This is a genomic window from Streptomyces sp. DvalAA-14 (assembly GCF_900091855.1).
GTDB lineage: Bacteria > Actinomycetota > Actinomycetes > Streptomycetales > Streptomycetaceae > Actinacidiphila.
The window spans coordinates 30,263-41,445 of record NZ_FMCH01000590.1; the positions used below are offsets into that span (position 1 = coordinate 30,263).

The 11,183-nt window shown below is 73.0% G+C and carries 9 protein-coding genes, 1 tRNA gene and 1 pseudogene; 7 read left to right on the forward strand and 4 right to left on the reverse strand.

Translation table 11 applies throughout. The features are described 5' to 3' along the window. Positions 1–63 precede the first annotated feature (63 nt). The 4 genes from GA0115240_RS37450 (at position 64) to GA0115240_RS31900 (ending at position 3,151) form a co-directional block, all read left to right on the forward strand. A complete protein-coding gene (locus GA0115240_RS37450; RefSeq protein ID WP_237555369.1) occupies positions 64–255 on the forward strand; it encodes a hypothetical protein in 192 nt (63 codons plus the stop codon). Then, on the forward strand, positions 252–1,427 hold the full coding sequence (locus GA0115240_RS31890) for a DUF3631 domain-containing protein (protein ID WP_093742158.1): 1,176 nt from the start codon (positions 252–254) through the stop codon (positions 1,425–1,427). Before GA0115240_RS37450 ends, GA0115240_RS31890 begins: the two co-directional genes overlap by 4 nt. A gap of 252 nt (positions 1,428–1,679) precedes the next feature. Then, complete coding sequence (locus GA0115240_RS31895) at positions 1,680–1,868, forward strand: helix-turn-helix domain-containing protein (protein ID WP_093742160.1); 189 nt, start codon at positions 1,680–1,682, stop codon at positions 1,866–1,868. After that, positions 1,868–3,151, forward strand: coding sequence for a tyrosine-type recombinase/integrase (locus tag GA0115240_RS31900; RefSeq protein ID WP_093742162.1), 1,284 nt, complete (start codon positions 1,868–1,870; stop codon positions 3,149–3,151). Before GA0115240_RS31895 ends, GA0115240_RS31900 begins: the two co-directional genes overlap by 1 nt. A gap of 71 nt (positions 3,152–3,222) precedes the next feature. Here GA0115240_RS31900 and GA0115240_RS31905 read toward each other — a convergent pair. Continuing rightward, positions 3,223–3,296: transfer RNA gene (locus GA0115240_RS31905), tRNA-Pro, on the reverse strand. A 217-nt stretch (positions 3,297–3,513) separates the two neighbouring features. Here GA0115240_RS31905 and GA0115240_RS31910 point away from each other — a divergent pair. After that, a pseudogene (locus GA0115240_RS31910) lies at positions 3,514–3,806 on the forward strand (YiaA/YiaB family inner membrane protein). A 297-nt stretch (positions 3,807–4,103) separates the two neighbouring features. Here the strand turns inward: GA0115240_RS31910 and GA0115240_RS31915 are convergent. Further along, positions 4,104–4,742, reverse strand: coding sequence for a hypothetical protein (locus GA0115240_RS31915; protein ID WP_093742164.1), 639 nt, complete (start codon positions 4,740–4,742; stop codon positions 4,104–4,106). Positions 4,743–5,267: 525 nt separating this feature from the next. On the opposite strand from GA0115240_RS31915, the gene GA0115240_RS31920 reads away from it, so the two are divergent. Continuing rightward, positions 5,268–8,378 carry a glycoside hydrolase family 2 TIM barrel-domain containing protein gene (locus GA0115240_RS31920; RefSeq protein WP_093742166.1) on the forward strand — a complete coding sequence of 1,037 codons (3,111 nt, stop codon included), beginning with the start codon at positions 5,268–5,270 and terminating at the stop codon, positions 8,376–8,378. Further along, a complete protein-coding gene (locus tag GA0115240_RS31925) occupies positions 8,375–8,992 on the forward strand; it encodes a GNAT family N-acetyltransferase (protein ID WP_093742168.1) in 618 nt (205 codons plus the stop codon). The genes GA0115240_RS31920 and GA0115240_RS31925 overlap by 4 nt, the downstream gene beginning before the upstream one ends. Here the strand turns inward: GA0115240_RS31925 and GA0115240_RS31930 are convergent. Continuing rightward, positions 8,968–10,215: an MBL fold metallo-hydrolase gene (locus tag GA0115240_RS31930; protein ID WP_256070126.1), complete on the reverse strand. Its 1,248-nt coding sequence runs from the start codon at positions 10,213–10,215 to the stop codon at positions 8,968–8,970. The two genes, GA0115240_RS31925 and GA0115240_RS31930, sit on opposite strands and share 25 nt — an antisense overlap. Positions 10,216–10,309: 94 nt before the next feature. Beyond that, positions 10,310–11,183, reverse strand: an 874-nt coding sequence (locus tag GA0115240_RS31935; RefSeq protein ID WP_093742176.1) for a GNAT family N-acetyltransferase, incomplete at its 5' end; no start/stop codon positions are given.

Sequence of the window (11,183 nt, forward strand, 5' to 3'; positions counted from 1 at the left end):
GTCGCCGCCGAAGGCGCCCCTTCTGCCGTTGGTCCTGACCCCGGCGCCGGCAACGGACCCCAGGTGATCGCATGGCTCCACATCGTGGCCCCCTCGGACTGGCGGGCCACCCCCCGGGCCACCTCGCACTGCCTGTGCGGGCGCCACGTCACCGCCAAGGGACGTGACGTCGTGCTCGCCCTGGTCGCCGACCACGCCGACCACCGCACCCTGTGCACGCTGCACACCGCACCGGAAAGGAGGCAGGCGGCATGACCACCGAGAACGGCGCCACCCTGCTGGACGAGATCGAGGGCTTTCACCGCCGCTTCAACGCCTTCCCCACCCAAGCCGCCTACGTCGCCGTAGTCCTCTGGAACGCCCACTCCCACCTGCTGGACTGCTTCGACTCCACACCCCGCCTCGCCTTCCTCTCACCGGAACCGGGGTCGGGCAAGACGCGCGGACTGGAGATCTGCGGAACCCTGGTTCCCAACCCGATGGCAGCGGTCAACGCCTCTCCGGCCGCGCTGTTCCGCGCGGTGTCGATGGAGTCGGGCCGCCCGACGATCCTGTTTGACGAGATCGACACCGTATTCGGCCCCAAAGCCGGCGACAACGAGGAACTGCGCGGACTGATCAACGCCGGACACCGCCGCATCGGGGTGTCCTACCGGTGCGTGAGCGTCGGGGATCAGCAGGTCGTCCAGCCCTTCCCCGTCTACGCCGCGGTAGCCATGGCCGGTCTCGGGTGGCTACCCGACACCATCCTTCACCGCTCCGTCGTCATCCGCATGCGGCGCCGGGCACCCAACGAGCACGTGGAAGCCTTCCGGGCCCGCATCCACGAACCGGAAGGCCACGAACTGCGCGACCGCCTCGCCGCATGGGCCGACGCTGTCCGCGACCGCGTGGCCGGCGCGTTCCCCGCCATGCCCGAAGGCGTCAACGACCGCCCCGCCGATGTCTGGGAACCCCTGCTCGCCGTCGCCGACGCTGCCGGCGGCACCTGGCCCGATCGGGCCCGCAACGCGTGCGTGGAACTCGTCACCGCCGCCGCCGAAGGCAGCAAAGCCTCCCTCGGAATCGGCCTGCTGACCGACCTTCGCACCGTGTTCAACGGCGCCGACCGGATGCCCACCGCGCAGATCGTCGCGGCCCTGACCGACATGGACGAAGCGCCCTGGGCCGACGTGGACGGCAAACCGCTGAACTCCCGGCTGCTGTCTAAGCACCTCGCCGAATACGTCACCGCCGACAACCAGCCCATCAAAGCCCGCAACATCCGGCTTGGCGGAGGAGTCGTCAAGGGCTACTACGCCACCGACCTCCGCGACGCATGGGCCCGCTACTGCCCCCCTCCCCCCGGAAAATCCGCTACATCCGCTACACACCCCGAAAAACTGCCCCTGACCAGCCATGACGCTGTAGCGGACACGACCCGCTGAGCCGCTACACAGCCGCTACACCAGCCCCAATCCGCTACACCCCCACCCCGGGGGTGTAGCGGACCCATCCGCTACACCCCAAAAATCCGCTACACAAAACAGGCCCCTGACCTGCGATGTAGCGGATGTAGCGGATGTAGCGGACCTACAGGGGGAGGGGGGGTTCCCTCCCCCGAGCCTCACCACCCTCGCCGTGCCCCCGCAGCGCCGCCGCTGCGGGGGCACGGTTCACGTCTGGACCAGGAGGACACGGTGACCACCGCCCCGCCGCAAGCCCTGACCGTCCCCGAAGTCATGACCGCCCTACGAATCAGCCGCAGCAAGGTCTACGACCTGTTCCGCGCCCGCGAACTCCCCAGCTTCACCGTCGGCCGCTCTCGCCGCGTCGCCGAAACCGCCCTGACCGCGTACATGCAGCACCGAACTGAGGAGAACAACTGATGGCCAAACGCCGCGCCAACGGTGAGGGCACGATCACCAAACGCGCTGACGGCCGGTACCAGGCTGCCGCGTACGTCTTCCGTCCCGACGGAACCCGGGTCCGCAAATTCGCCTACGGCAAGACTCGCGCGGAAGTCGCCGAAAAGCTCACCGCCATGCAGGAGCAGACCCGGCAGGGCATTCCCGCCGCCACGTCGGCCATGTGCCTGACGGACTTCCTCACCTACTGGCTGGTGGCCGTCGCCGCGGTCCGGCTCAAACCCTCGACGCTCATGAGCTACGAGGTCATGTCCCGCGTCTACATCGAACCGAAGCTCGGCAGGAAGAAGCTCAACCGCCTGTCTCCCGCCGACATCCGGCTGTTCCTCGCCGAATTCAAGAACGGCTGCCTGTGCTGCCTGCGGGGCCTGGACAGCGACCGCCCGGAGGAAGACCGAACGTGCTGCGCGGTCGGGAAGTGCTGCAAGCGCCGGCCGTCCGCCCGCACCGTCCAGTACGCGCATTCCGTACTCCGCTCGGCACTGCAACAGGCAGTCCGCGAAGAACTCATCACCCGCAACGTCGCGCGGATCGTGGAAACCCCCACGGTGCCGCGGGAGGAGGTACGCCCCCTGGACAGGACCGAAGCCAAGATGCTGCTCAAGACCGCGAAGGGGCACCGCCTCTACGCCCTGTGGCTGCTGCTCGTCTCCACCGGCCTGCGCCGCGGCGAAGTGCTGGCCCTGACCTGGGACGACATCGACCTTGACCGCGGACAGCTCCGGGTCCGCCGGAACCTCCAGCGGATCAAGAAAGAGCTGCTGTTCGGCACTCCGAAGACGGCCCGTTCCCTCCGCACGATCTCGCTGCCCCAGGGATGCGTGACCGCGCTCAAGGCACACCGCACCACCCACCAGGCGGAGCGCGCCGCCGCTGGCCAGCACTGGACCCCGCTCGCGTCGCAGCCCGCGGGGCTCGTCTTCACCACCAGCACCGGCAGGCCGACCGACCCGCGCAGCCTGAACCGGATGCTGACCGTGCTGTGCCGGGAGGCCAAGGTCCGACAGGTCCGCGTGCACGACCTCCGGCACACCTGCGCCTCGCTGCTGCTCGCACAGGGAGTGGACGCCCGGACCATCATGGAAACGCTCGGGCACAGCACCATCACCATGACCCTGGACACCTACGCGCACGTGATGGACTCGACGCTCAGGAAGGCCGCAGACCGCATGGACGACGCGCTGTCGCTGGACGACGGAGAGGAGGGCGACGACGGAGCTGCGGGAGTGCCTGCGAGGGTCTGACGCTCGGGGTTGATGTCACCCGTTGATGTACGAAGCCCTCTGGGATGCTCCCAGAGGGCTTCTGAGCACCGTCGGGACGACAGGATTTGAACCTGCGACCCCTTGACCCCCAGTCAAGTGCGCTACCAAGCTGCGCCACGTCCCGGTGCTTGGTCGGCCCGGGGTGGTGGGTCCGGGTGACCGTGCACGAGAAGAATAGCGCACCTCGGGGGGTGGTCGCTCGCGAGGCGCGGGGGGTCGGCGTGGGGAGGGGCGCCGGGGTGAGGGGTGGGCGGGGATCCGGGCGGGCTCAGGGCGGGCTCAGGGTGGGGATGAGTAGGGGTACTCATGTGGGGGCGGTCACAGCGGGGGATCGTGGGGGCATGGCGAAGGTGATGACGCAGCAGACGACAGCGGCTTATGCCGCGCAGGCAGTGATCTCGTTCGGGGTGGCGCTCGGGGCGATGGTGGTGGGGGTGGCCTATTTGCCGGAGGGGGGATGGGGTGCGGGCGTTCCGTGGGGGTGGGATTGCTGTATGTGGTGACCTCGACGTTCACGCTGGCCAAGGTGGTACGGGACCGCCAGGAGGTCGGGCAGATGGTGAGCCGGGTGGATCAGGCCCGCCTGGACAAGCTGCTCACCGAGCATGATCCGTTCAAGGTGGACGGGATCTGACCGGGCGCCCGCACCCCCGGCGCGTCGCTGCGGGAGTGCGGGCGAAGGCGGGGCCGTTCCTCAGCCGCGACGGCCCCGCGCACGTCCCGAACCGCGACAAGAACCCGCCGGGGACGGGGATGCCTCGGCGCGGAGATGTCGCGGGGGCGAAGACACCCCCGGGCCCGGAGTCGGCCCGGGCCGCGGTCCGGGCCCGGAATCGGCCCCGGGCCCGGCCCCGGACCGGCATACGGAGCCGGCCCGCGCGCAGAAGCGGCCCGGGTACGAAGAGCCGATGGCCCCGCGCGAGCGGCCCCGCTACTTCGGCGCCGGGCCCGGAGCTCCCGCGGGTGGGGCCCCGGCTTCCGGGGACGGTTCGACGGAGGCGTCGGCGGCCGTGTCTCCGGACGGGTCGACGCCCGCGCCCGCTGAGGCGGTCTCGCCCGCCCCGGGCGCGGCCGTGACCGTCGCCACGCTGCGGGCGGCCGACTGGCGGCGGGCGTCCTCCGCGCTGTTCTGGGCGCCGAGGCTGCCGAAGTAGAAGCCGGCCACGGTGGCGAGCACCGTCATCAGCGAGGTGACGATGGTCTTGCGCAGATCACCCGAGTCGGTGCCGGACGACAGCATCGCCACCGCGAGAGCGAAGCCCACCAGGGCCAGGATGAGGACGGCGATGATGCTGCGGGTCAGACCGCGGACGCCGCGCGGCTCGCGCAGGTCGCGCAGGAAGTCCCGTACGTCCTGGTCGTCGGCGGCCCGGTCGATCAGCCGGTCGGTGAGCTGCTGCCGCCAGGCCGTGGCCCGGCGGACGTCCAGGAGCAGCGGAGCCACCGCGATGGCGGCGATGGCCACCACCACGATGGCGATCAGGACGAAGGCGGTCCGGCCGCCGAGGCCGGGGATCGGTTGGGCGGAGGCCGTCGTCCCCGCGGCCGTCAGGATCACGGTGTGCGCCATGGCGGAATCCCCCCATAGGTCTCCAGGGCGGGCATGCTCCCAGCGGGCCCGGCAGCGGGTCAAATCCCCTGGCCCGGGCGCCCGTTCGGCCCCTCCCCCCCGTATCGCCCAGCACATAGGGCACCCCGGGTGCGCGCGAAGCCGGTCGGAATCCATGACTCCCGCCCTAGGCCGTGTCTGACAAATCCCGCCTGCCCCGCGACGCCTGGCACGCGCGCTCGCTGCGTTGTCGGAGTCGTCCGAGTAGCCCACTACGAGGACGACCCTCCGCCTTGTGATCGCACGCACCAGACGCCGCGGGGCCCCGCCCTGCGGGCGGACGGCGCTATTTGTCAGACACGGCCTAGCGGTGCGGCACATCCCTCAGCAGAATCGGATCCTCGGACCCGCGGCGCCCCCCGAGCCGCCCGCCCAGCACCCCACCACCCGCACCACGCCCGCACCCGCGCCACGCCCGCCGCCAGCACCCACCGCCGTACCAAGCACCGCGCCCCCGCCCCCACCCACCCCCCACGGAGCAGCAGCATGCACCACGCGTCCCCGCCCGGGACCCTCCCCTACTACGAGGATGTCTCGCCCGGCACGGGAGCGCTCCCGCCGCGGGCCTGGTGGCCGGTGTCCGACGCGCGGCGGGTGAATCTCGGCGGGGCCTGGCGCTTCCGGCTGTCGGCGACCGCGGACGGGCACAACGACGCCTTCGCCCGGCCGGGGTACGACGCCTCGCGCTGGGACGTGCTCCCGGTGCCCGCGCACTGGCCGCTGCACGGGCACGGAGCACCCGCCTACACCAATGTGCGCTATCCGTTCCCCGTCGATCCGCCGCGGGTGCCGACCGAGAATCCGACCGGTGACCACCTGCGGGCCTTCGACCTGCCGGACGACTGGCCGGGCGGGGCGGCCGTGCTGCGTTTCGACGGGGTGGACTCCTGCGCGCGCGTCTGGCTCAACGGTGCCGAACTGGGCACCTTCAAGGGCAGCCGGCTGCCGGTGGAGTTCGCGGTCGGGGAGCTGCTCAGGCCGCGCGGCAATGTGCTGGCGGTCCGGGTGCACCAGTGGTCGTCCGGCAGTTATCTGGAGGACCAGGACATGTGGTGGCTGCCGGGCATCTTCCGGGAGGTCACGCTGATCGAGCGACCGGAAGGCGCGGTCACCGACTTCTTCGTGCACTGCGGTTACGACCACACCACCGGCTCCGGCACGCTCCGGGTCGACTGCGAACCGCGCGGCACCGTCACCGTGCCGGAGTTGGGGCTGGACATCCCGACCGGTGAGCCGGTGATCGTGCCGGTGGAGCCGTGGTCGGCGGAGCAGCCGCGTTTGTACGACGCGGAGTTGGCCACCGAGGGCGAGCGGATCCCGCTGCGGATCGGCTTCCGCAGCGTCGCCGTCCGGGACGGGGTGCTGAAGGTCAACGGCCGCCGGATCCTGTTTCGCGGCGTGAACCGGCACGAGTTCGACCCCGACCACGGCCGGGTGGTGGACCTGGAGACCATGCGGCTCGACCTGCTGCTGATGAAGCAGCACAACATCAACGCGGTGCGTACCAGCCACTATCCGCCGCATCCCGCCTTCCTGGACCTGTGCGACGAGCTGGGGATGTGGGTGGTGGACGAGTGCGATCTGGAGACGCACGGCTTCGAGGCGGTGGGCTGGCGCGGCAACCCGGTCGACGACGAGCGGTGGACGCCGGCGCTGCTGGACCGGGCGGCGCGGATGGTGGAGCGCGACAAGAACCATCCGTCGGTGGTCATGTGGTCGCTGGGCAACGAGTGCGGCACCGGACGCGGGCTGTCCGCGATGGCGTCGTGGATCCGCGGGCGGGATGCGGCCCGGCCGATCCACTACGAGGGCGATCTGTCGTGCGCCGATGTGGACGTCTACTCGCGGATGTACGCCGACCACGCCGAGACCGAGTCCATCGGCCGGCGGACCGAGCCGCCGCTGCCCGACCCGGAGGCGGACCGGCGGCGGCGCGCGATGCCGTTCGTGCTGTGCGAGTACGCGCACGCGATGGGCAACGGGCCGGGCGGCCTGTCGGAGTACCAGCGGATCTTCGAGACGTACGAGCGCTGCCAGGGCGGCTTCGTGTGGGAGTGGATCGACCACGGGCTGCGGCGCAGGTCCGGCGACGGGGACACTGCCGGGACCGGTGTCGGGACCGGTGTCGGGGACAGGGACGGGGACGGGACCGGGGCCGGGACCAGGGCCGGGACGGCGTACTTCGCGTACGGCGGGGACTTCGGCGAGGAGGTGCACGACGGGAACTTCGTCTGTGACGGCCTGGTCTTCCCCGACCGGACTCCGTCGCCGGGCCTGGTCGAGTACAAGAAGGTGGTCGAGCCGGTGCGGCTGGCGGGCGACAGCGCGCGCGGCACCGTGACGGTCACCAACGGCTACGACTTCGTCGACCTTTCGGGATTGTCGTTCCGCTGGTCGTACGAGGTGGGCGGTACGGCGGTCGGCGGCGGACGGCTGGCGGTGCCGGCGCTCCGGCCCGGTGGGAGCGCCGAGGTGGAGTTGCCCCGGCTGCCGCGTAGCCGGGGCGGCCCGGAAGCGTGGTGGACGGTGCGGGCGGTGCTCGCCGAGGACACCGCGTGGGCGCCGGCCGGGCACGAGGTGGCCTGGACCCAGTTCGCGGCGGCGCCGGAGCCGGCCGCCCGGCCGGCGGCGCGGCGGGATGAGCCGCGCACGCCGCGGCTCGCGGAGGGCGGTCTGATCGTGTTCGGGCCCGGAGCTTTCGACGCGGCGTCCGGTGTGCTGCGGTATCTGGACGGAAATCCCGTGCAGGGACCGGAGGTGGACGTGTGGCGGGCGCCGGTCGACAACGACCGGGGGATGTCGTGGTATCCGGACGGCCAACTGGACTGGCGGTGGCGGGAGTCGGGGCTGCACCGGATGCGGCACCGGGTGGAGCGGGTCCGCCTCGGCGGCGACTCCCTCACCGTCGTCACCCGGGTGGCACCGGCCGGCTCCGACCTGGGGCTGCGTACCGTCTACGCGTGGTCGGCCGCCGGCGACCGGCTGCGGGTGGACGTGATGGTGGCGCCCGAGGGTGACTGGCCGCTGCCGTTGCCCCGGCTCGGGGTGCGGCTGGGCCTGTGCCCGACGCTGGACACCGCGACGTGGTTCGGCGGCGGCCCCGGCGAGGCGTATCCCGACACCCGGGCGGCCTCCCGGATCGGCCTGTACAGCTCGAGCGTGGACGCGCTGCAGACGCCGTACGTGCGCCCGCAGGAGAACGGCGCCCGGGCCGATGTGCGCTGGGCGGAGCTGCGGCGGGCCGACGGTTCGGGGGTACGGGTGGAGGGCGAGCCGGTGTTCTGGCTGACGGTACGGCCGTGGAGCACGCGGGCGCTGGACGCCGCCGCGCACACCCATGAGCTGCGCCGGGAGGACACGCTCTGGGTGCATCTGGATCACGCCCTGCACGGCGTGGGCAGCCACGCCTGCGGGCCCGAGGTGCTGCCCGAATTCCGGCTGAGGGCGGCGCCGGCCTCGTTCTCCTTCACCTTCAGTACCCTCGGGGCGACCGGCGGCGCGGCGGATCGGGCCGAGGCGGCCGAGGGTGCCGAGCTGGCCGAACCGCTGCCGGCGCCCGATCCGTCCGCTGTCCGCACCCGCCGGGAGACCCGATGAACGCCGTGATCCGCCCCTACCGTCCCGCGGACCTGCCCGCCCTGTACGACATCTGCCTGCGCACCGGAAACGCCGGCGCGGACGCCACCGCCGACTACCCGGGCCGGGACCGGGAGCTGCTGGGCGCGATCTTCGCGGCGCCGTACGCGGTCCTGGAGCCGGAGCTGGCCTTCGTGCTCGACGACGGGCTGGGGCAACCGGTCGGCTACGTCCTCGGGACGGGCGACACAGCGATGTTCGCCCGGCGGTTCCGGCAGGAGTGGCTGCCGACGGTGGCGGGGCGCTGGCCGGCGCCGGCCGGTGAGCCGGGCACCCCCGGCGAGACGATGGCCGGGCTGCTGCACACCCCGGAGCGGCTGGTGCGGCCCGAACTCGCCGGCTACCCGGCGCACTTGCACATCGACGTCCTGCCCGACTTCCAACGCGGGGGCCACGGGCGGGCGTTGATGGAGAGCTTCCTCGGCGCCCTGGCCGGGCGCGGGGTGCCGGCCGTGCATCTGGGCATGCTCAGCGTCAACACCCCCGCCCGGGCCTTCTACGACCGGCTCGGCTTCCACGAGATAGCGCTGCCGGACGCGGGGGTGCTGACCTACTTGGGGCGGGCCACCTCGTAGCCGCCCTCGCGCTCGTCCTCGCCGGCGGCGGCCCCGGCGGCGGCCCCGGCTGCTGCCCCGGCGGCGGCCTCCTGCGAGCCGACGGTCGCCGTCGGCTCGGCCGGCCAGCCGCCCGCCGGGCGGACCGCGACCTCGCGCCACCACCAGTCGTCCGGCTGCGGGTCGGCGGGCTCGAAGGGAGCGCCGACCCGCGGGGTGGCGATCTTGGCGCCGGCCTCGCGGGCGGCGGCCACGGTGCCCTCCCCCGGTTCGGCCCACGGGTGCTGGGCGAGGTTGAAGGTGCCCCAGTGGATGGGCATCATCGTCCCGGCCGGCTCGCCGCCGGACAGGTCGAGGTGGGCCCGGATGCCCTCGGCCGGGGTCATGTGGATGTCGGGCCAGAACTCGCTGTAGGCGCCGATCTGGATCATTGTGGCGTCGAACGGGCCGTGCTGGGCGCCGATGTCGGCGAAGCCGGGGAAGTAGCCGGTGTCGCCGCTGTGGTAGATGCGGTGGGTGCCGTCGGTGACCGCCCAGGACGCCCACAGGGTCTGCTGGCGGCCGCGCAGGCCGCGGCCGCAGAAGTGCCGGGCCGGGGTGGCGGTCAGGGTCAGGCCGGCCACGTCGGTGGACTCGTTCCAGTCCAGTTCGCGCAGCCGCTCCGGCGGCACGCCCCAGTGCTCCAGGTGCGAGCCGACGCCCAGCGGCACCGCGAAGACCACGCCGGTGCGCAGCAGCGCGGTGATGGTCGGCATGTCGAGGTGGTCGTAGTGGTCGTGGGAGATGACCACGACGTCCAGGCCGGTCAGGGAGGCCAGCGGCACCGGGGTGGGGTGGATGCGGCGGGGGCCGACGAAGGTGAAGGGTGAGCAGCGCTCGCCCCACACCGGGTCGAAGAGCACCCGCCGGCCGCCGATCTCGGCCAGGACCGAGGAATGGCCCATCCAGGTCAGCCGGAGGCCGGAGGCGGGCGGGACGGCGAGGTCGGTGAGGGTGGTGGGGTGGATCGGGACCGGGCGGGCCGGCTTGCGCGACAGCCGGGCCTCCTTGCGGAGGTTGGCGGGCAGCGACTTGATCAGGCCGCCGCTGGGGACGTCACGGGCTCCGACGGGGTTGGCGAAGGCGCCGTTCGCCCAGTTCGGCGACCGGAGGATGCGCTCCAGCCGGGCGCCGGCGGGGTCCGAGCCGAAAGGTGCGGGGCGCAGCTTCACGAGGCGGGAGGGCAGTCGGCCGGTTCCGGTCACGGGACCTCCAGGCGGGATCGTTGGTCGGCGGGTTTTCGCCGGTCCCATTATGCGACGGGAGTGCCGTTCGGGTGGGCCCTGGCGTCGCTGAGCGTCAGGTGTCCCGCAGGGCTTGCCGGCCGGGGTCGGCCCGGGCGGCGGTGGGCCGGGCGGCGGACGGGTCGGCCGGCGCCGCGGTGAAGGTGATCGACACCAGGTCCCGCACCGGGACGTAGCCGAGCCGCTGGTAGAGGCCCGTGCTGACCGGGTTGGCCAGGTCGGCGGACAGCAGTACGTGCTCGGCGCCGGCCGCGAGCGCCGCCCGGGAGACGGCGGCGGTGACGGCTCCGGCGTAGCCCCGGCCGCGCAGCGCTTGCGGGGTGTAGACGGCGACGACCCGTACGGCGCCGTCCGCCGGGGCGGTGGATCCGGCCATCGCGACCGGTTCGCCGTCCACCTCCCACAGGGTGCGCAGGCCGCGGCCGAGGGCGTCGTCCACGGCCCCCTCGCCGCCCGGCAGGGGCTCGCCGATGTCCCGGGCGAACTCCTCGTGCCAGCGCAGCAGCAGTGCGCGGTCGGCGGGGCCGGCGACCCGGGGGCGGCCGGGCGGGGCGGGCCGGTGCGGGGTGAGGGCGCCCAGGCGGAAGATCCGCAGTTCGCGGTCGGTGCGGAGCGCGGCTCCGGTGCGCTCTTGCCATGCCCGGGCGAAGTCCCGGGCGGCCTCGCGGTCGCCGCGTACCCCGGGCAGCGGGGCGGCCAGCCGGTCCGCGAGGCCGCGGGACGTCCCGGGCGCGCCCCGGGTCAGCAGCGGCGGGTGGGGCGGGGTGCGCAGGAAGGCGGCGGCCACCTCTCCCCCGCCGTCCGGCCGCCACCAGCCGAAGACGGGTGGCTCGGCGCCGTAGGCGTGCGGGCCGCGCCGGCCCAGGGTTGCGCAGATGGTGCGGGGGACCGAGTTCTCCACCGGTCGGCGCGCCAGGAAGGGGCCGGCC

Excerpts from the sequence above, each read along its gene's own strand:
- GA0115240_RS31925 (WP_093742168.1), top strand. The coding sequence starts at position 8,375 with ATGAACGCCGTGATCCGCCCCTACCGTCCCGCGGACCTGCCCGCCCTG.
- GA0115240_RS31920 (WP_093742166.1), top strand. The coding sequence starts at position 5,268 with ATGCACCACGCGTCCCCGCCCGGGACCCTCCCCTACTACGAGGATGTC.
- GA0115240_RS31890 (WP_093742158.1), top strand. The coding sequence starts at position 252 with ATGACCACCGAGAACGGCGCCACCCTGCTGGACGAGATCGAGGGCTTT.
- GA0115240_RS31915 (WP_093742164.1), bottom strand. The coding sequence starts at position 4,742 with ATGGCGCACACCGTGATCCTGACGGCCGCGGGGACGACGGCCTCCGCC.
- GA0115240_RS31900 (WP_093742162.1), top strand. The coding sequence starts at position 1,868 with ATGGCCAAACGCCGCGCCAACGGTGAGGGCACGATCACCAAACGCGCT.